Source organism: Ruegeria sp. A4 (assembly GCF_056543025.1).
The window spans coordinates 530,710-550,487 of record NZ_JBQGAW010000001.1; the positions used below are offsets into that span (position 1 = coordinate 530,710).

General features: G+C 57.5%; 20 protein-coding genes and 1 other RNA gene. 8 read left to right on the forward strand and 13 right to left on the reverse strand.

What is annotated here, in order from left to right:
• The first annotated feature begins 9 nt into the window (after positions 1-9).
• The 3 genes from ACR0E2_RS02590 to ACR0E2_RS02600 all read left to right on the forward strand — a co-directional run bounded on the left by ACR0E2_RS02590 (position 10) and on the right by ACR0E2_RS02600 (position 6,418).
• A complete protein-coding gene (locus tag ACR0E2_RS02590) occupies positions 10-1,692 on the forward strand; it encodes a sensor histidine kinase (protein WP_371807735.1) in 1,683 nt (560 codons plus the stop codon).
• Between the two features lie 12 nt (positions 1,693-1,704).
• Positions 1,705-3,039 (forward strand): sigma-54-dependent transcriptional regulator, encoded by a 1,335-nt coding sequence (locus ACR0E2_RS02595; protein ID WP_050603452.1) that lies wholly within the window; start codon positions 1,705-1,707, stop codon positions 3,037-3,039.
• Positions 3,040-3,547: 508 nt separating this feature from the next.
• The gene (locus ACR0E2_RS02600; RefSeq protein WP_480445052.1) at positions 3,548-6,418 is read left to right on the forward strand and encodes an Rne/Rng family ribonuclease; all 2,871 of its coding nucleotides are present in this window, start codon (positions 3,548-3,550) and stop codon (positions 6,416-6,418) included.
• A 48-nt stretch (positions 6,419-6,466) separates the two neighbouring features.
• On the opposite strand, the gene ACR0E2_RS02605 is transcribed toward ACR0E2_RS02600, so the two are convergent.
• Complete coding sequence (locus ACR0E2_RS02605) at positions 6,467-6,700, reverse strand: sulfurtransferase TusA family protein (RefSeq protein ID WP_480445053.1); 234 nt, start codon at positions 6,698-6,700, stop codon at positions 6,467-6,469.
• Between the two features lie 106 nt (positions 6,701-6,806).
• Between ACR0E2_RS02605 and ACR0E2_RS02610 the strand changes: the two genes are divergently transcribed.
• The 4 genes from ACR0E2_RS02610 to ACR0E2_RS02625 all read left to right on the forward strand — a co-directional run bounded on the left by ACR0E2_RS02610 (position 6,807) and on the right by ACR0E2_RS02625 (position 11,131).
• Entirely contained in the window at positions 6,807-7,559 is a 753-nt protein-coding gene (locus tag ACR0E2_RS02610) for a cytochrome c biogenesis CcdA family protein (protein WP_210092321.1), read from the forward strand.
• Between the two features lie 62 nt (positions 7,560-7,621).
• Positions 7,622-8,824 (forward strand): hypothetical protein, encoded by a 1,203-nt coding sequence (locus ACR0E2_RS02615; protein WP_480445054.1) that lies wholly within the window; start codon positions 7,622-7,624, stop codon positions 8,822-8,824.
• Between the two features lie 2 nt (positions 8,825-8,826).
• Positions 8,827-10,176, forward strand: coding sequence for a cytochrome P450 (locus tag ACR0E2_RS02620; protein WP_480446170.1), 1,350 nt, complete (start codon positions 8,827-8,829; stop codon positions 10,174-10,176).
• 73 nt (positions 10,177-10,249) lie between these two features.
• Complete coding sequence (locus ACR0E2_RS02625) at positions 10,250-11,131, forward strand: fructose bisphosphate aldolase (protein WP_480445056.1); 882 nt, start codon at positions 10,250-10,252, stop codon at positions 11,129-11,131.
• Positions 11,132-11,135: 4 nt separating this feature from the next.
• Here the strand turns inward: ACR0E2_RS02625 and ACR0E2_RS02630 are convergent, their stop codons facing one another.
• From ACR0E2_RS02630 to fumC, 4 genes are read right to left on the reverse strand one after another with little or no spacing between them, the layout of a single operon-like run.
• Positions 11,136-11,738: a DNA-3-methyladenine glycosylase I gene (locus tag ACR0E2_RS02630; protein ID WP_480445057.1), complete on the reverse strand. Its 603-nt coding sequence runs from the start codon at positions 11,736-11,738 to the stop codon at positions 11,136-11,138.
• 58 nt (positions 11,739-11,796) lie between these two features.
• Positions 11,797-12,018 (reverse strand): ribbon-helix-helix domain-containing protein, encoded by a 222-nt coding sequence (locus ACR0E2_RS02635; RefSeq protein ID WP_152457905.1) that lies wholly within the window; start codon positions 12,016-12,018, stop codon positions 11,797-11,799.
• Positions 12,015-12,191: a DUF4169 family protein gene (locus ACR0E2_RS02640; RefSeq protein ID WP_480445058.1), complete on the reverse strand. Its 177-nt coding sequence runs from the start codon at positions 12,189-12,191 to the stop codon at positions 12,015-12,017. The genes ACR0E2_RS02635 and ACR0E2_RS02640 overlap by 4 nt, the downstream gene beginning before the upstream one ends.
• The gene (fumC, locus tag ACR0E2_RS02645) at positions 12,191-13,585 is read right to left on the reverse strand and encodes a class II fumarate hydratase (RefSeq protein WP_480445060.1); all 1,395 of its coding nucleotides are present in this window, start codon (positions 13,583-13,585) and stop codon (positions 12,191-12,193) included. The genes ACR0E2_RS02640 and fumC overlap by 1 nt, the downstream gene beginning before the upstream one ends.
• Positions 13,586-13,790: 205 nt before the next feature.
• Here fumC and ACR0E2_RS02650 point away from each other — a divergent pair, with 205 nt between their 5' ends.
• Positions 13,791-14,354, forward strand: a complete 564-nt coding sequence (locus tag ACR0E2_RS02650) for a hypothetical protein (RefSeq protein WP_171328498.1) — start codon at positions 13,791-13,793, stop codon at positions 14,352-14,354.
• 27 nt (positions 14,355-14,381) lie between these two features.
• On the opposite strand, the gene ACR0E2_RS02655 is transcribed toward ACR0E2_RS02650, so the two are convergent.
• From ACR0E2_RS02655 to ACR0E2_RS02690, 8 genes are all read right to left on the reverse strand, one after another.
• Positions 14,382-14,840, reverse strand: coding sequence for an SspB family protein (locus tag ACR0E2_RS02655; protein ID WP_152457909.1), 459 nt, complete (start codon positions 14,838-14,840; stop codon positions 14,382-14,384).
• 76 nt (positions 14,841-14,916) lie between these two features.
• A complete protein-coding gene (gene chrA, locus ACR0E2_RS02660) occupies positions 14,917-16,170 on the reverse strand; it encodes a chromate efflux transporter (protein WP_480445061.1) in 1,254 nt (417 codons plus the stop codon).
• A complete protein-coding gene (locus ACR0E2_RS02665) occupies positions 16,167-16,982 on the reverse strand; it encodes a chromate resistance protein ChrB domain-containing protein (protein ID WP_480445063.1) in 816 nt (271 codons plus the stop codon). The genes chrA and ACR0E2_RS02665 overlap by 4 nt, the downstream gene beginning before the upstream one ends.
• Positions 16,983-17,107: 125 nt before the next feature.
• Positions 17,108-17,539 carry an ester cyclase gene (locus tag ACR0E2_RS02670; RefSeq protein WP_170344384.1) on the reverse strand — a complete coding sequence of 144 codons (432 nt, stop codon included), beginning with the start codon at positions 17,537-17,539 and terminating at the stop codon, positions 17,108-17,110.
• 101 nt (positions 17,540-17,640) lie between these two features.
• Positions 17,641-17,988: a transfer-messenger RNA gene (gene ssrA, locus ACR0E2_RS02675) on the reverse strand.
• 36 nt (positions 17,989-18,024) lie between these two features.
• A complete protein-coding gene (locus tag ACR0E2_RS02680; protein ID WP_480445065.1) occupies positions 18,025-18,387 on the reverse strand; it encodes a DUF4345 family protein in 363 nt (120 codons plus the stop codon).
• 17 nt (positions 18,388-18,404) lie between these two features.
• Positions 18,405-19,055: a TenA family protein gene (locus tag ACR0E2_RS02685; RefSeq protein WP_480445067.1), complete on the reverse strand. Its 651-nt coding sequence runs from the start codon at positions 19,053-19,055 to the stop codon at positions 18,405-18,407.
• 59 nt (positions 19,056-19,114) lie between these two features.
• Positions 19,115-19,768 carry a hypothetical protein gene (locus tag ACR0E2_RS02690; RefSeq protein ID WP_172978476.1) on the reverse strand — a complete coding sequence of 218 codons (654 nt, stop codon included), beginning with the start codon at positions 19,766-19,768 and terminating at the stop codon, positions 19,115-19,117.
• Between the last annotated feature and the right edge of the window lie 10 nt (positions 19,769-19,778).

The following is a 19,778-nucleotide window of genomic DNA, read 5'->3' on the forward strand; positions in this document are numbered from 1 at the left end:
CTTGTTCTGATGGTGGCAACAATCGCAACGGTTTGGATCACCAACCGTTTGTTGACCGACAGGTTCACCGAATCCACCCGCAACCGGGCCGAGCTGCGCCTTGCACTGTATTCCGGCAATTTGCTGAGCGAACTGCGCCGCAACTCGATCGTGCCCCAGTTGCTGGCGCGGGACCCGACACTGATTTCGGCGCTGCAATCCAGGGACTATTCGTTATCGACGCAGCGTTTGATTTCGTTCGTTGAGGAAATCGGTGCGGCGTCGTTGATGCTGTTGGATGGTGACGGGCGAACGGTTGCGGCGACGGATCGGAACAGGCTGGGCGAGGCGCACAGGAATATTCCGTATTTTGTGGACGCGATCCGGTCAAATGCGACGATCTTTTCCGTTATTCCCAAGGAATCCGGCGGATACAGCTTTGTCTATTCGCGCCGGCTTGAAAACAGCGCGGAAATACTGGGCGTGATCGTTGTCGAAGTTGATCTGCAAAAGTTTGAACAGGCATGGGCCGGTATTTCGGATGCGGTGATGGTCACTGACAGCACCGGAACCATCATTCTGTCCACCGAACCGCGCTGGCGGGGTCTGGATGAGGGGGCGGCCCTGCTGCGTCAACCGCCGCAAGGGGCGATCCAGCGGGCCATTCGCGCCACGACCGATTGGACGGCTTTGCCACCTGACGCCTACCTGCAAGGCGAGGCCGTGATGCGTCTGGAAACGCGCATCCCGTTCCGCGGCTGGCAAATGACATCTTTCACGACCTATGCCTCGATCCGCGAGAAAGTGAACAGCGTTCTGGCGCTCGAGATCATGGGCTTTGCGATTCTTCTGGCGCTGGCGTTCTACGCGCTGAGCCGACGCGCGACGCTGCGCATGACCTTGTTTCAGCGCGAGTCGGCAGAGCTTCGCGCATTGAACGCCAGGCTACAGCGGGAAATCGCTGAACGTGAAAGGGTTGAAAAGACGTTGGATTTGGCCGAACAGACCCTTGCCCAAAGCTCGAAACTTGCAGCTCTGGGTGAGATGTCGGCGGCGGTCAGTCACGAGCTGAATCAACCTCTGGCTGCAATGAAAACCTATCTGGCCGGCGCCCGTCTGCTGTTGCGTCGAAACCGGCCGGAAGAAGCGCTTGCAAGTTTCGGTCGCATCGATGGTCTGATCGAGCGGATGGGGGCGATTACGCGGCAGCTCAAATCTTACGCTCGCAAGGGGGCGGATGCGTTTTCACCTGTAAATCTTGGCGAAGCGCTGGCCTCGGCCTTGTCGATGATGGAGCCGCAGTTGCGTCAGCGCCATGTGAAGATCACCCAGATCCTGCCGGAAGAACCGGTGGTGGTGATGGGGGATCGGATGCGGATCGAGCAGGTGATGGTCAACCTCTTGCGCAATGCGCTGGACGCCACCAAATCAGTGGCAGAGCCGGATGTGGAAATCATCTTGGCGGCGGGTGACACGGCTGTACTGACGGTACGCGACAACGGGCATGGGATCGAGGATATCGAGAACCTGTTCGAGCCGTTCTATACCACCAAACAGCCCGGAGACGGGGTGGGCCTGGGGCTTGCCATCTCATCGGGGATCGTGAACGACCATGGGGGACGGCTGACTGCGCGCAACGGCCAATACGGTGGCGCGGTGTTTGAAATGCAGTTGCCAGCACTGGGAAGCGACGGCCTTGAGGCCGCGGAATAACGAGGAATGACTATGGCACAGGCCATGAAAATTGCCATTGTGGATGACGAACAGGACATGCGCCAATCGATCAGCCAATGGCTTGCTTTGTCCGGGTATGACACGGAAACCTTTGCCAGCGCCGAGGACGCGCTCAAGGTTCTGGGGCCGGATTATCCGGGAATCGTGATCTCGGACATCAAGATGCCGGGAATGGACGGCATTCAGCTTCTGAAAAAGTTGATGGGGGCCGACAGTACCTTGCCGGTGATCATGATCACCGGGCACGGCGACGTGCCGATGGCGGTTGAAGCGATGCGCGTTGGCGCGTTCGACTTCCTTGAAAAACCGTTCAACCCCGATCGGATGTCCGAACTGGCCAAACGCGCCAGTAATGCGCGCCGTCTGACTCTGGACAACCGCGCCTTGCGGCGCGAGCTGTCCGGCGGCACCCAGATCATGAACAAGCTGATCGGCGCCAGCCCGGTCATGGAGCGGCTGCGTGAGGATATTCTGGATCTCGGCCAGGCTGACGGCCACGTGTTGATCGACGGTGAAACCGGTACCGGGAAAACGCTTGTGGCTCACGCGCTTCATGCCGTTGGCAGCCGTGCCGGCAAGAAGTTTGTATTGGTGTCCTGCGCCGCGCTTGAAGAGGATGCACTGGCCAAGCGTCTCTTTGGCCCCATGATGCCCGAGGATGCACAATTGCCCGCCATCGAAGAAGCCCGCGGCGGAACGCTGGTGCTGGAAGATGTGGAAGCGTTGAGCGATACGTTGCAGGCCAAGTTGCTGAGCGTGATGAACGAGCAGGGCACACCTGCGGAAACGCGGATCGTTGCCATTTCGAACTTGCAGGAGGCGGGCAAGACATCGGAAGACGTGCTGCGCCCGGACCTGTTCTATCGCCTGGCCGCGCTGCGCATCACCATGCCGCCGTTGCGGCAGCGGGGCGAGGATATCCTGACCCTGTTCACCCGTCTCAGTGAGCAGTTTGCCGAAGAATACGGTTGTGATGCCCCCCAGGTGAGCGCGCAGGAAGCTGCGCAACTGTTGCAGGCCCCTTGGCCCGGCAATGTGCGCCAGTTGATCAATATTGCCGAACGGGCGGTGCTGCAATCGCGCCGTGGTTCGGGCACCATCGCGTCTTTGTTGATGTCCGATCACGAAGAGATGCAGCCGGTGATGACCACCGAGGGCAAGCCGCTGAAGGAATATGTCGAAGCGTTCGAACGAATGCTGATTGATAATACGATGCGCAGGCACAAAGGCTCTATCGCCTCAGTCATGGACGAGCTTTGCCTTCCTCGCCGGACGCTGAACGAGAAGATGGCCAAATACGGCCTTCAGCGTTCGGACTATTTGTAAGCGATGCGATTTAGGGGCTCTGCCCCCGTCGCCTATGGCGCCTCCCCCGGGATATTTTTGGCCAGAAGAAGGGGGCGGCGACGCTGGTTTGGGCACGGAATGAAGTTTGCCCATTGTCTTTTCCACAGGGTTGCTTTTATTGTGTCGGAACGGGCCGGGCGATTTTGACGCCTGCAAGTCCCGAATCTTTGAGTTTCGCTGCTGATCCGTTGGTGAGGGTCAAGACCTCGCGGTTCAGCAGACCGATTATGCCCCTCAAGGGGCAGTGGAGTACCTGAGCCCGGGATCACTGGGCGAAAGGAATAAATGGGCAGGCTGCGTTCAGACGCGCCTGTCGGAGAAGAACCGCGATGACGCGCGCGCAACGATTGAGAGAACGGGCAGGGGGCCACAGCGCCAGACCCTGCCGCGCGCCGTCTGATATCGCCCTGACAAGACACCTCCCCAAAAGCGCCTGTCCGCCTGGACAGGTCAGGACAACGCGTTTGGCGCGGTGCACCAAGGACAAATGGCTAAGAAAATGCTTATCGATGCCACCCACGCGGAGGAAACCCGCGTCGTGGTGGTTGACGGAAACAAGGTCGAGGAGTTCGATTTTGAATCCGAAAACAAACGCCAGCTTGCCGGCAACATCTATCTTGCAAAAGTAACGCGGGTTGAGCCGTCGCTTCAGGCGGCCTTTGTGGATTATGGCGGGAACCGGCATGGCTTCTTGGCATTCTCTGAAATTCACCCGGATTATTACCAGATCCCCGTCGCCGACCGTGAGGCGTTGATGGAGGAAGAGCGCGCCTATGCCGAGGCCATGAAGGCGCGGGATGAGGCTGAGGAGGCCAAATCCAAGAAGCGGCGGACCCGGTCTCGCGCGAAGGCTGCTGACGTGAAATCGGATGATCCGGTTGAAACGATGGAGGTTTCGACCGAACCAACCGGCATGGAAACCATCGATCTGGACGAGGGTGAAGAAGCAAATGTTGATGTTCCGGAAGGAACGTCGCCGATGGAAGTCGTCGCTGAAACTCCGGTAGAGGAGCCGGTTGACGATGACGCGCCGGCCACTGAAGAAGCAACCGAAACCGCATCGGATGAGGCAGCACTAGACGACGTTGCCGAGGAAGCCACTGAACAGGCTGTCGAGGTGTCGGACGACGACGCGGAGGATCAGGCCGAAGAGCCAGTGGAAGCCGTTGAAGACATTCAATCGGAAGGGGATGAAGCCCAATCCGAGCCGGAGCAAGCAGAAGAACCTGTTGAAGCTGCGGATGATGAACAAGACCCTGATGAGGACGTTGACGAAACCAAAAGCACAGACGCTGCATCAAAAGACGCATCGATTGAATCGGTTGCTGATGATGATGACAGTGAAGACATTCGTCCGCCGCGCAAACCGCGTCCGCGCCGCTACAAAATTCAGGAAGTCATCAAAGTACGTCAGGTCCTTCTGGTGCAGGTTGTCAAGGAAGAGCGCGGAAACAAGGGTGCTGCGCTGACCACCTATCTTTCGCTGGCAGGACGGTATTGTGTTCTGATGCCCAATACCGCACGTGGTGGTGGCATCAGCCGCAAGATTACCAACGCAGCGGACAGGAAAAAGCTGAAAGAGATCGCAACGGATATCGATGTTCCGACCGGGGCGGGTTTGATCATTCGAACCGCCGGAGCCAAGCGAACCAAATCCGAGATCAAGCGCGACTATGAGTACCTCCAGCGTTTGTGGGAGCAGATCCGGGCGCTGACACTGGAATCCATCGCGCCGGCAAAGATCTATGAAGAAGGTGATCTGATCAAACGGTCGATCCGAGATCTTTACAACCGTGATATCGACGAAGTCTTGGTCGAAGGCGAGGGCGGGTACCGCATCGCCAAGGACTTCATGAAGATGATCATGCCGTCACACGCCAAGAACGTGAAACGGTACGAAGATGCGCTGCCTCTGTTCGCGCGCTATCAGGTGGAAAGTTATCTGGCCGGGATGTTCAATCCTACCGTACAGCTGAAATCCGGTGGCTATATCGTAATCGGCGTGACGGAAGCACTGGTGGCGATCGACGTGAACTCGGGCCGTGCCACCAAGGAAGGTTCGATCGAGGAAACCGCACTCAAGACCAACCTCGAGGCCGCTGAAGAGGTTGCACGTCAGCTGCGCCTGCGCGATCTCGCCGGTCTGATCGTCATCGACTTTATCGACATGGACGAGCGCAAGAACAACTCGGCTGTCGAAAAGCGTTTGAAAGACAAACTGAAAACGGACCGCGCCCGCATCCAGGTTGGTCGTATTTCGGGTTTTGGTCTGCTGGAGATGAGCCGTCAGCGTCTGCGCCCCGGCATGATCGAGGCAACGACACAGCCGTGCCCGGCCTGTCACGGCACCGGTCTGATCCGCTCGGACGACAACATGGCCTTGTCGATCCTGCGTCAGATCGAAGAAGAAGGTACCCGCCGCCGTTCGCGCGAAGTCCTGGTGCGCTGCCCTGTCAGCATCGCCAACTTCCTGATGAACCAGAAGCGAGAGCATATTGCGCAGATCGAGGCGCGTTATGGGCTTTCAGTGAGGATCGAAGGGGATATCCATTTAGTCAGCCCGGACTTCTCGATGGAGAAGTTCAAGACGGCCAGCCGGATTGTTCCCGAGGCCACGGCGCCTGTTGTTTCTGTCGATGCGTCGCTGATGGATCTTGTCGATTCATCGGACGCGGAAGAGACCGAAGAGGAAATCGCTCAGACCGAAGAAGAGGCAAAGCCCAAGCGCAAGCGCCGTCGTCGTCGTCGCAAGAAAGGTTCGGGCAATGGCGATGCGCCGGAGCAGGCCGCGGAAGAGGGTGACGCGCTAGCACAAGAAGACGCAGAGAGCGATACGCCTGACGTCGAAAATGCTGAACCGGCTGAAGCTGAGGCTTCGGAGGAAGAAAAACCGGCCAAACCCAAGCGCAAACGCGCCCCGCGCCGTCGCAAGAAAGACGCGGTTGCCGAAGAAGTCGCCGAACAGCCTGAAGGGCCATCCGCCACGACGGCCGACGCTGCATCGGAAGAGCCGGCAGCCGAGGAAACCGGCGAGAGAATCAAGGGCGAAAGCGCCGAGGTAGCGAAGGAGCAAATTGAGGTGGCTGCTGAACCAGCCGAAGCACAGGCTGACGCTCCGCTGTCGGAAGAGCAACCTGCAAACGGTGTGGGTGCGGCACAAGCGGTTGAAGAAGCGGATGAGGCGGAAAAGCCATCTGCGGAAGCAGTAGAAGCCTCTGACGTTGCAGAAGCCGAAAATCCTGCCGAAGGCGGGCCAGCAGAAGCAACGCCCGAGCCGGTGCTTGAAAGCGTAGCGGAAGAGCCTGAACCTATGCCCGCCAAGCCCAAACGCCGCGGTTGGTGGTCGCTGGGAAGTTAATGAAAAAGGCGGGCTGATCGGCCCGCCTTTTTTGACCGGCAACGAAGGTCAGCTGGATTTTTGGATCAGATAGATCTGATGTGCGCCGTCAGTGTCCTGCGAAAGCAGTGTATGCCCAGCCTGGGCACAAAAGTGCGGAACATCCACGATGGCCGCAGGATCATCGGCCAGCACCCGCAGAACGGCACCCTCCGGCATGGATTTCAGTCGTTTGCGGGCTTTCAGGACGGGCAAGGGGCACAACAGGCCCAAAGCGTCCAGGGTATCTGTAATCTCTGACATGATTTTCGGGATAGGGTGAAGTTGTAATATTGTCCAGATTCCGAGCACGAGGATGTGACTGTTTGGCCCCGTGACGGATCGGTCTTCATCACATATGTGCAGAAACATGTTCGGAATCGAAATCATAGACGCGGGACTGCTGCCCGCCATGTTCGTCGCGTTGCTGGGTGGCCTGATCAGCTTTCTGTCGCCTTGCGTATTGCCAATCGTACCGCCTTATCTGGCGTATATGAGCGGCGTTACCATACACGAGATGCAGGACGAGGCCCGCGCGCGGCGCAAGGCGACCATGTCGGCGCTGTTCTTTGTCATGGGCCTGTCGACCGTTTTTCTGCTGCTTGGCTTTACCGCATCGGCCTTTGGCGCGTTTGTGCTGCAAAATCAGGTGCTGTTCGCCAAGTTGTCCGGTGCCGTTGTCATCGTCTTTGGCCTTCACTTTCTGAATGTCTTCCGGATTCCTTTTCTGGATCGCGAAGCGCGGATTGAAACCGGTGATTCCGGTGGGTCGGTCTTTGGCGCCTACATCCTTGGCCTGGCTTTTGCATTCGGCTGGACCCCGTGCATTGGTCCTCAACTGGGTGCGATCCTGTCATTGGCGGCGAACGAAGCGTCTGTCGCGCGTGGCACGTTTCTGCTGGGGGTTTACGCTGCGGGTTTGGGTATTCCGTTCCTGTTGGCAGCCATGTTCCTGAATCGCTCCATGACCGTGATGAACCGGATCAAACCGTATATGGGCACGATCGAAAAGGTCATGGGCGGGCTGTTGCTGTTTGTGGGCATCATGCTGATAACCGGGCTTTTCACCCGTTTCAGCTGGTGGTTGCTGGAGACTTTTCCGGCGCTGGCAAATTTCGGGTGATCAACTGACCCTCTTACCTTGGCTTCAAGCCTGCGTTAACCTGCGCATCAGAAGGTAAGGGCATGAGCAGTCACACAAATCAGCCGCAGGTGCGCAGACGTCGGGTGTTCTATATCCCCGGCTATGATCCGATGCCGCCCCGGCGATATCGCGAGCTGTATCGCAGTGAATCGCAGAAGCAGGCCCGGATCTCGGGGTACGAGATCGCCATATCCCCAAAGACAACGGAGGGACGTTTCGGCTGGCGTGTGACCTCGGAACAAGATGGCCTGACTGTTGAAACGGAATTCGAGGTTCTGGTGTGGTCCGACATCGTGCGCGACAGCATGTCGGCCTCGATCCCGGCGACCTATTGGCAATTGGCCCGCACGGGGTGGATTTACGTATCAACCGGTACGTTGTGGCGTCTGATGCGATTGCGCAAGGGCCCGGTGATCGCAGCGTTGTATCCAGTGGCGATGTTGGTGTCTCAGCTGCTGATCGCGCTTGCGTTGGCATGGGCGTGCATAGCCATGGCAGGTTGGTGGGGGATATTCCCCGGAGCGGCCATCGCCGTCGCGTTACTGCTGTGGTTTCGCAAGGTCGATAACCGGCTGTTTGCGTATTACCTGATGCATGATTACGCCTATTCAGCACAGCTGAGCGGGCAAATGCCGGTCGAGCTACGGGAAAGGTTGTCTTCGTTTCGTGAAGCGATCCAAGACGCGTTGAATTCCGATGTGGATGAGGTGCTGGTCGTTGGCCACAGCTCGGGCGCGCATCTGGGTGTGTCTGTTCTGGCCGAACTGATCCGAAATTCGAAAGTGCACGAGCAAGGCGCGGTGCTGTCGTTTCTAAGTCTGGGACAGGTGGTTCCCATGGTCTCGTTTCTGCCCCAGGCACATGATTTGCGGTCCGATCTGCATTTCCTGTCCACACGGTCCGAGCTCAGCTGGATCGATGTCTCGGCCCCCGGCGATGGCTGCGCCTTTGCGCTTTGCGATCCGGTTGCGGTCACGGGGGTGGCCGATGCTGATAAACGCTGGCCGCTGGTCCTGTCGGCGGCTTTTTCGCAAACCTTGTCTCCGGAACGCTGGAAAGCTTTGCGATGGCGATTTTTTCGGCTTCATTTTCAGTATCTTTGCGCCTTCGACAAGCCGGAAAGCTATGATTATTTCCGGATAACGGCTGGCCCGTTGACGCTGGGGAAAAGGTTTGCGGATCGTGAGGCTTCGCGCAGCCGCATCGAGACGCCTGTCTCCAAGTTCACCTCGGTAAAGCCATGACCATGACCCCGCCCAAGCCAGACCCGCGCCCCGAGAAGGTTTCGTTGCTGCGCTATGTGAAACTGTTCAGACATGACCTGCTGTCGGCGCAGCCAGCCCGGCTGTATCGCGCGTGGATGGCAGAATTCAAAACCCCGTTCTTCCGGTCGTTCCTGATCAATCAACCGGATTTGGTTCAAACGGTCCTCAAGAAACGGGCTGACGAATTCCCCAAATCCGGCAGGATCAGCGAAGGCCTGCGCCCGTTGCTTGGCAATTCGGTGTTTCTGACCAATGGCGAGGCCTGGAAACGACAGCGGCGGATTATCGATCCCGCGTTCGAAGGGGGCCGTCTGAAGGATACATTCCCTGCCATGCTGGCCGCTGCCGAGTCGTGTGTGGAACGGCTGCGACCTTGTGTCGGCGGGGAACTCGAATTCGAAGAACAGACAAGCCATGCAGCGGCGGACGTGATATTTCGCACCCTGTTTTCCGTTCCCATCGAAAACGCTATCGCCAGCCAGGTGTTCGAAAAGTTCCGGGCCTATCAACGCGCGCAACCTTTGCTGAATCTGGCGGCTTTTGTTCCTTTGCCAAAGTGGCTACCCCGGTTTCATTCCAGGGCGACCAAACAAAACGCGCGGGATATCAGGGCGCTGATTGCCGAACTGACCAGAACACGCGCAAAGGCCATCAAGGACGGAACGGCACCTGATGATCTTGCGACCAAGATTATGACGACGGCTGATCCCGAAACCGGACAGTTCTTCGACCCCGACGAAATGGTTGATCAGGTAGCGATCTTTTTTCTTGCCGGGCATGAAACCAGTGCGTCGGCCTTGGCCTGGACGCTGTACCTGATGGCCCTTTACCCGCAATGGCAACAGAAGGTTGCAGATGAAGCCGCCGTTCTGGATGATCCTTCATTTGCCTGTGCTTCAAAACTCCGGATCAGCCGGGATGTGTTTCGCGAAGCACTGCGTCTTTATCCTCCGGTGCCCATGATGGTTCGCGAGGCCACGTGCCCCGAACGGTTCCGTAACCGGGATGTGCCGGTTGGCGCGCAGATCGTGATCAGCCCGTGGCATTTGCACCGTCAGGCGCGTTTGTGGGACGATCCGGACGGTTTTGATCCAGACCGTTGGGGCACGGAAAACGGCAAGCGGTGCCAGCGCGACGCTTACATCCCGTTCTCGGCAGGCCCCCGAGTGTGCACCGGGGCCGGGTTTGCAATGGTCGAAGGGCCGCTGATCCTGTCGATGCTCTTGCGCCGCTACCGGTTCGAAACAATCCCGGGAAAAACACCTCTTCCGGTCGCTCACCTGACGGTTCGATCCAAAGATGGCATATGGTTACGCCTGTTTGAGCGCTAACAACCTACCATCGGTTCACGCCCTGTTGTATGCGGGGAAGAACATCGGAATCATCATTGAACGGGAAAACAATATGTCCAAAGCAGAACAGCGCGCGCAGATGATCAACGGCACGGGCTTTATCGCGGCACTGGATCAAAGCGGCGGATCAACCCCGAAAGCGCTTGCGTTGTATGGCGTCGAGGCATCCGACTACAGCTCGGAGGAAGAGATGTTCGGTGAAATCCAGAAGATGCGTGCCCGCATCATTCTGGCCGACGATTTCACAAAGGACAAAGTGATTGGCGCAATCCTGTTCGAACGTACCCTGGGCGAAGAGATCGAAGGCCGCAAGGTTGCCGATTACCTTTGGTCGGTCAAAGGTATCGTTCCTTTCCTGAAGATCGACAAAGGCTTGGAAGAACAGGCAAATGGCGTTCAGATGATGAAACCGATCCCCGGTCTGGCCGAGACCCTGGCCAAGGCCGATGGTGTGTTCGGCACCAAGGAACGCTCGGTCATTCACGAAGCGAATGCCGATGGCATCGCGGCGGTGGTTGCCCAACAGTTCGACGTCGCCCGCGAAGTCACCGATGCCGGTATGGTTCCGATCGTGGAACCTGAAGTGAACATCCATTCGGCAACCAAGGCCGAGGCGGAAGACATCCTGAAGGCTGAAATCCTCAAGAACCTCGATCAACTGGCCGAGGGGCAGGACGTGATGCTGAAGCTGACGATCCCGACACAGGCAAACCTGTATGACGCGCTGGCCGACCACCCGCGGGTCTTGCGCGTTGTGGCCCTGTCGGGCGGTTATTCGACGGAAGAAGCCTGTGATCTGCTGGGCCGGAATGGCAAGATGATTGCATCCTTCTCGCGGGCCTTGACCGAAGGTCTGTTGAAGCAGCAGTCAGATGCCGAATTCAACGCGGCGCTGGGTGCCAACATCGACAAGATTTACAAAGCCTCGGTCTGATCCGTCAGACAGGTTTGACGAAAGAGCGGCGCAAATGTGCCGCTTTTTTTCTGCCGATGCAGGTCTCGGCATGATCATTGACCAGCCCCATGGCCTGCATGAACGCAAACACGGTTGTAGGGCCCACAAACTTCCATCCCCGTTTCTTGAGATCTTTCGACATGGCCACGGACTCGGGCGATGTGGACGCCGTTTGCGGAGGCGGAGGCGTCTCAGCCTCGTAACGCCAGACATAGGCCGCCAGAGATCCTTCGGCCGCCACAAGATCCTGCGCGCAACGCGCATTGTTGATCACCGCTTCAATCTTGCCGCGATGACGGATGATCCCGGAATCCTGTAGCAGCCGTTCCACATCTGCATCGGAAAACGCCGCCATCCTGTTGAAATCAAACCCGCAAAAGGCTTTCCTGAAGTTTTCGCGCTTGTTCAGGATCGTTCGCCAGCTAAGGCCTGACTGAAAGCTTTCGAGGCACAGTTTTTCAAACAACCGTTGGTCGTCGCCCACAGGGTAGCCCCATTCATTGTCGTGATATTCAAAGAATTCGGGCGCGGCCTGACACCATGCGCATCTTTGCTGCCCATCCGGCCCGGTAATGGTGTCGCTCATGGTTGTACCCCTTTTGTTCCGAATCACGTTACACGTCGAGGCGAGGGCGTGACAAGTCTCAATCAGGGTTGCGGAACCAGTTCAGCACAAAGACGCGTATGGCCGATGCAAGACCCGTTTCCGGGTCGCGGGCCACATCTATTTCGGCCGCCAAGACATTGATTGGCTTACCTTGTTCCTGAGCGATCTCGCGAAAAGCACGCCAGAATTCATCCTCGAGTGATACCGAGGTTCGGTGTCCTTTCAGGGTCAGAGAGCGTTTGACGGGACGGCCGCTCATTCGTCCAGCTCATGATCGTCGAGGTCGCGCTTTTGTTTTTTCTGTTGAAGCTTCACGACTTCTTTTTCAGCTTTTGTTCGCCCAAACGCGACGGCGTTCCGGTCAGCGCGGGCCTTTCTTTCGGCCCGCGCTTTTTCCTTTCGATACCGGTTCAGATTGACCGGCTTGCCCATCAGTCTTTTGGGCCGATCATCTGTTCGGGACGGACGACGGCATCAAAGGTCGCTTCGTCCACAAAGCCCAGCGCGATGGCTTCTTCCTTGAGCGTGGTACCGTTCTTGTGGGCGGTTTTCGCAACGGTGGTCGCATTGTCATAACCGATGGTAGGGGCAAGCGCCGTGACCAGCATCAGCGATTCCTTCATCAGCTTGTCGATGCGCGGTTCGTTCGCTTTGATGCCCAACAGCATCCGCTCGGTAAAGCTGTCGGTGGCATCCCCCAACAGCTGGATCGATTGCAGCAGGTTGTAGGACATCATCGGATTGTAGACGTTCAATTCGAAATGGCCTTGCGATCCGGCGAAATTCATCGCCGCGTTGTTGCCCATCACATGCGCGGCGACCTGCGTCAGCGCTTCGGCCTGCGTCGGGTTTACCTTGCCGGGCATGATCGACGAGCCGGGCTCATTTTCCGGCAGAATCAGCTCACCCAGGCCGGAACGAGGCCCGGAGCCCAGTAAACGAATGTCGTTTGCGATCTTGTAGCAGCTGCCGGCAATCGTCGCCAAAGCGCCCGAAAGGAAGACCATGGCATCATGGGCGGCCAGCGCCTCGAACTTGTTCGGCGCCGTCACGAAGGGCAGGTCGGTGATCTGGGCCATATGGCCTGCGACGGCTTTGTCCCAGCCGTGCTGGGTGTTCAGGCCGGTGCCAACGGCCGTTCCGCCCTGGGCCAGTTCGTAAATCCCCGGCATCGCCGCATGCACGCGTGCGATCCCCTGACGAATCTGGTGGGCATAGCCACTGAACTCCTGACCCAAGGTCAGCGGTGTCGCGTCCTGCGTATGGGTTCGGCCGATCTTGATGATGTCCTTGAACTCCTCGGCCTTCTGCTCGAGACCGGACGCCAGTTTTTCAAGGCCGGGAAGCAGCACGTCGCGTACGCTCATCGCTGTTGCGATATGCATGGCGGTTGGGAAAGTATCGTTCGACGATTGCCCCATGTTGCAGTGGTCATTCGGGTGTACCGGGTCTTTGGATCCGATCTTGCCGCCCAGAATCTCGATGGCTCGGTTGGCGATGACCTCGTTCGCATTCATGTTCGACTGGGTGCCGGAACCCGTCTGCCACACGACCAACGGAAAGTTGTCGTCGAACTTGCCCTCGATCACCTCGCCTGCGGCCTGGATGATCGCATCTGCTATCTTTGCGTCCAGCTTGCCCGTTGCCTTGTTTTCCATGGCGCAGGCTTTCTTGATCACGCCCAGCGCGCGCACGATGGCGACCGGCTGTTTTTCCCAGCCGATGGGAAAATTCATGATCGAGCGCTGCGTTTGGGCGCCCCAATACTTGTCGGCAGGAACCTCGAGCGGGCCAAAGCTGTCGGATTCTGTGCGGGTTTGAGACATCGGTCACTCCGTCTGGTATGCAGTTGTATGCCGTTTAGCCGCAGCCACGCCGTGACGCAATCGGCCAGTTGCGCGCACCTTAAACTTAAGGGCGTCAAAGGTATAGGCGCGGGGTGCGTCACTTTAATCGTTATTGGCGGGGAATGTGCATTGTTTGCCGATACCTCTGGGCTACAATGGAGCAATAGACGCCATGGAGGACAAAATGCCAAATTTCCATCGCTTTACGCTTGAAAAAGCAGTCGCGATACTTGCAGTTTGCGCTTTGTGGCTGTCGGTTCTGAGCGCAGCGGCTCGCGCGGCAGACATTACACCGTTCATAGGAGATTATATCGGTTCAGCCGAAGTCGTGGACGCGGATGGCACGACAACGCCCCGCGACATGAGCGTTTCCATCGTCGAGACCAAGAACGGTTTCAACGTCAGTTGGCGGACGACGACATACAAGCTGGATGGACGCGTAAAGGAACAGAAGTTCTCGATTGATTTTGTTCCGTCAGACCGCCCGGATGTGTTTTCGGCGGCGATGAAGCGCAATGTTTTTGGTCACGAAGTCCCGCTGGACCCGATGAAGGGCGAGCCATTTGTATGGGGCCGCATCGTCGACGAAACACTGACCGTGTTTTCTTTGTTCATTGACGAGGACGGAGGATATGAGTTGCAGCAATTCGACCGCACGCTTGCCGAAGGCGGGCTGAACCTCGCGTTTTCACGATTCATAGATGGTCAAAAATCACGGTCGGTCGAGACTTTCCTAATGAAACGATAAACCCCGCGCCGGGCGGGGTTTGAAGGTTCATTTCCGGAAGCTGTCCAGCGACACGATATCCGCATCGTGATGTATTTCTTCTTCCTCGACTTCGATGTCGTCTTCGATGATCTGATCTTCTTCGATTTCGTCTTCCGGGCTTTCGAAGCGAAGGCCGAATTCCACGGAAGGATCGACGAAAGTCTTGATTGCGGAATAGGGGACGTACAGCGGTTCTGGGGCATCGCCAAAGTTCAAAGTGATGCCAAAGCCGAGGTCACCAACTTCGAGGTTCTCGAACCAGTGCTGCATGACGATGGTCATTTCTTCGGGATAGCGTTCACGCAGCCAGTCGGCGATTTCCACACCATCTTCACGTGTGTCGAAAGTGATGAAAAAGTGATGCGCCCCGGGTAAACCGGTTTCAGAAACTTCCTTCAGCACTGTTTTGATCAGGCCGCGCATGGCGGTGTGCATCAGGTTTCCATAATCGATGCCTTGCGACATGTGTGATCCTCAAAAGTGGTTATGCTCAGCATAGGGGTTTTGTTCGGAAACGAAAGGGCGGGTACGACCGGATTGATCAGATATTGTGTGCAGCCAGGCCGGCAATCGACATCAGGGCAAGCACGGTTCCCATCCCTAATTTAAGTCGAAAAATCAAGGCCCCAGCAAGGATAGTCAGACCGAATGCGGTAAAATTCAACGCGGAAATCTGCGGCGTGGGGATTGCCAGAGGACCCCATGATTTTTCAGACACCGATTCGAAAAGAACATTCAGGGCGAACCACACGGAAAGGTTGAGAATCACTCCGACGACGGCCGCGGTGATTCCATGCAGGGCCGCAGACAGGCGGGGACGCGCGGCCAGACGGTCGAGATATGGGGCCGCAAGAAAAATCCAAAGAAAGCACGGAACGAACGTCGCCCACAATGCAACCGCACCGGCTGCAAGTGCCAGCGTGAACCCGCCGGTCAGTTGCCCGGTCAGCATGGCGACGAACTGTGTGACAAGTATGAGCGGCCCCGGAGTCGTTTCCGCCAGCCCCAGCCCATCAATCATCTGATCCGTGCTGATCCAGTGGTACTGACCGACAACCGTTTGGGTCATATAGGCTAATACGGCATATGCGCCGCCAAAGGTCACAACGGCGAGTCGGGCAAAAAACCACCCCAGATCGCTCAGCAGTTGATAGCCTGTGACGCTCAGAGCGACGAGCGGGCCCAACCAAAGGGGCAACCAAACAGCAATCGTTCGCAGAGACCGCGCCAGATGTGGTGTTCCTTCTCGCGTGGGAGTTTCTACGGGTCCTTTGAAGGTCACGTAGCCCCAGGCTGCGGCAACGAATATGATCGCCGGAAAAGGAAGGTTCAGCAGAAAAATGGACAGGAAAGACAGGATTGCGATTGTTCGATGCTCGCGATCATTCAATGCCTTGCGCGAAAGATTGCGGAGCGCCTGCAAAACGATGACGATGACGGTTGCCTTGATGCCCGTGAAGGCCGACTGCACCAAGGGAACATCGCCAAATGCTGAATAGAGCGCGACCAGAACCGCAATCACCAACGCGCCGGGCAAAACGAACAAGCTGCCGGCAATCAGCCCGCCAGCAACGCCGCGCAGACGCCACCCCGCATAGGTTGCCAGCTGCATCGCCTCGGGGCCCGGCAGCAACATGCACAGAGACAGGGCGCGCAGGTAAGTCTGTTCATCCAGCCAGGGTCGGCGTTCGACCAATTCCTGATGCATCAAGGAGATCTGAGCCGCAGGACCGCCGAAAGACAGCAGACCGATCCTGCCAAAAACCTTGAAAATCTCGGCCAGTGTCGGTGTCATGACGTTCGCCCGGTGGGCCAGTCGTGGCTTTCGTCAAACCCATCGCGCGCCCAGCGATACATCGCGTCGTAAAGGTTCATCCCGGCTTTCAGGTTTTCGTGGTCGTCGCGATACTGCCTTGAAAGCCCGACGGACACCGCCAACAATCCCGCCGCTTCGGGTGCAAGCGCGTGTCGGTTCGTGTCCGCCGCCCGGATGACTGTCGCCAACCGGTCCAGCGCAGGGGAGTGAAGCCCGAATTCATCCAACATGGTGTCAAACGTGCAATTGTCGCCTCGGTGGCTCCAGAACGTGTTCTCGATATCAAAGGGTGACGCCCCGAAAACAGTCGCAACGCTTTCGACTTCGCCGGGTGCCACAAACAGGAACTTGGCGTCGGGATCAACAAACCTGCGTATCAGCCAGGGACATGCGATTCTGTCGATCTTTGGCCGGTGACGCGTGACCCACAGCGTATGGCCACCAATTCGATCAGGAATGCGTGCTGCGGGCACACGTGGTGCATCGGCCATGTCGCGCCAGGCCTGCATTCCACCTTCCAGATATTCGGCTTGATGCCCTTCGCTGCGCAACCAGGAGACAACGCCCTGGCTCAGCTTTTTGCCTTTCTGACAGATGATCACGGCTGGGCGATCGGAGATCTTGCACGAAAGCCCCCGAAGATCCGTGGCCGGGTGCCGGACTGATGCGGGGATCAGATAGGGATCTTCTTCAAAATCGTCATTCAGGCAGACGTCGAACAGTACGGGCGCGTTCGGAGTACCGATCAGACGCAGGAGTTGTTTGGGAGAAATAGAGTTGGGCGATGCCATGGCATGTTTCCTTGTGACCGCGGATACATGCGAAACTTGGGCTGTCGCCTCACGGGGCGTTCGCAATCTTACCCCATGGCACTTGCTAGCGCGCAAGGGTCATGGGGGTCAAGATTGCTTTGGGTTCAAGCCCAGTCCAGACGTTGCCCGGTCATGCATACGGGCAGGGTGTCCGATGGAAACTGGCCCAGTTCTTCAAAAAACGAGATGAAGTCAAAATGGTTGTAGGCTTCAACCATCTTTTCGTCCTTGAACCGCGCCATGACCTGGCCGGTGACTTCCAGCGGCGCGCCATTGTCAGCCCGAAAAGTACGCACATGCAGAATGGCGGACACCCAGTCGCCATTTTCGATGATCTTGGGCAGTTCGACCTTGATGTCCCCCAGAATATGGCGGAACGCCATGACCAGATCCCGGAAATCGTCCGCACCGACCTGCATTTCCGGAATCAGCCCCTCGGCCATCGTTTCGGGTGCGAAGAACTGATCAATTGCTTCGGTGTTTCCGTTTTCCCAAACTTCGGAGTACCATTTTCTGAGTATCTCTGAATTCGTCATCCCAGTTCTCCTGTCCAAGTGCTGGCAAGATGGCAAAAAGGAATGAATAAACTCTGAATCCGCGTAGGGCCGGATGAATAAATTCAGACATGTAGGGGATTAATGCAGGTTTCTGTTGCCAGGTACCTGCGAACCCCGCCTTACGCGGCTAGGCGCAAGGGCTTAAGTTTCGGTCTTGCTACTGCTTATGCAGCAACTGCAACCGGAGCACGATTGTCGTTTGCAATTGTACTGTTTTCGCCGGTAACGGTGGCAGACAGCCGAGACAAAGCTAACCCCTTTAGACGTTCGTCGATCCTGTTTCGGCCCCAAAATCCCCAAACGAAGGATGGTTGGTGGAGCCGCCGGGTACCGCCCCCGGGTCCGATCCGCTTATTACGAGCGCGTTTATGTCCATAGTCCCGAAGGACGACTCTTATATAGGTGAGGTGATGGGTGGATGCAAACTCAGAATGAACTCAGCCGTTTTTAACATTTCCAATCTGTTAGGTGGCTTTGTTGACGTTCGCAGCGATGAGCCAGACGGCCAGAACCAGCTCGATTCCCCCAAAGATCAACGCCTTGGCCAAGGGGGGATTGTCCAGCGCAACCGACACAAACCGGCCCAGCGCTGCACCGGAATAGACAATGCCCAGCATGACATAGGCCATTGGGTTGTTCAGCCAGATAACGGCGATCCCCGTCACAACAAACAAACCACCGACCGAGGCGCGCATTTCGGACAACCCCATCGTGCTGTTGGTCGGGGCCAGATCCAGGGCCGATGCGGTGTGGGCCGGGGCCAAGAACCCAAACGCGCCGAACCCGATGGTCAGCAATGCCGCGATGACGTTCAGAGTTGTGACCATTCCGGCCCCCTTATGGTTCAGGCCGCGTAGGCGGCGTCAAAGAAATCACGTTCCAGTTCGACAGCGCGATGGAACAGTCGCGTGACCTCGGCCTGTTCGGCCGCATCAAGCGTCGGCCAGACGTTATCCAGCTGACTGCGCAGATATTCCACGACGCTTTCGAACCCTTCGCCCGCATGTAGCGTGATCCATTCCGCAAACCAGAACGGCAAGCCGTACTTGGGCGGGTTTTCCGGGCTGGCCCAGCTCAGGTAAACCCATTCCGCCACGACGAGTACCGCCAGCATGTTCTGATAACGGCCAGAGGCTGCGGCTTCGGCCATCAGATCCTGAAAGGCGCGTGTGGCGGGCGCGGGCTCGGTGCTGGGTTCAGTGCCCAAAGCGTCCATCGCGCGCAGGAAATAGGTGTTCTCGGGGCCTGTGATCACCGCGAGAAACTGCGCGGCCGGTACGCTGTCAGCAAGGGTCGGCGCATGCGCGATGGCGCTGGCCAAAAGACGCACGAAACCGTCGACGAACTGATAATCCTGTTGCAGATACCAGCGCATCTTGTTCTCGGGCAGGGTGCCGTCAGACAACTCGCGGGGGAAAGCATGGGTTGTGGCGGCCGTCCAGTCGTCGATTTTGCCTTGACGCAGCACTTCGGTTGGGCGGGATTGGTCCTGCATTCGGAAGCTCCAGTTTTGTTTCGATGCAGACAAAGCGCGTTTCAAAACAAAGTACAAGGTCAGCCAAGTGCGGACCAGAGACCCAGACCACCGACCAGAATGAGGCTCAGGGCCCAGATGAGCTCCAGGTTGAACCAGCTGCGCGACAGGAATTGCAGTCCGAGCCAACGATAGACCGCATAGGCCAAAAAACCGCCACCCAGAACCATGGCGGCCGTATGCAGCGCGGCGACGCCCAGAACCAAAAGGGTGTTCGTGGTCATGATCTGAGAAATCGCTTGATGGCCCGCGTCCAGTTCATCCACGGCACACAGGCCCAGATAGATTGGAACCAGCATCAGGGCGGCCCCGTGGGCAAGCGCCACAAGAAAAGACCACAGCGCGAGCCTGCTTGGCGGGATCCGCGAAAGAAAGCGGGGATGACGGCGGGTTATCGCGATGTACAGGCCCATGCCAATCACGACCAGAGCCGCGCCGATGCGGATTTCATTTTGATAATCGACCAGTACGGCCATCAGGGCAAAAGGAAGAAGTACGCCGAGCATGGCTACGAAATGCCCGCCAGCCAAAGCCGCGAGTGCACCCCAAAGCGCGGATTGGCGTTGTTCCATCAAAGCCGAAGACACCGCCAGTGGCCAGCCCATGCCTGGGTTCAGGCCGTGATAGGCTCCGCTCAGAACAACGGCCAGCCACAGGCCAGCCGTTGATGACATCAAAAATTCC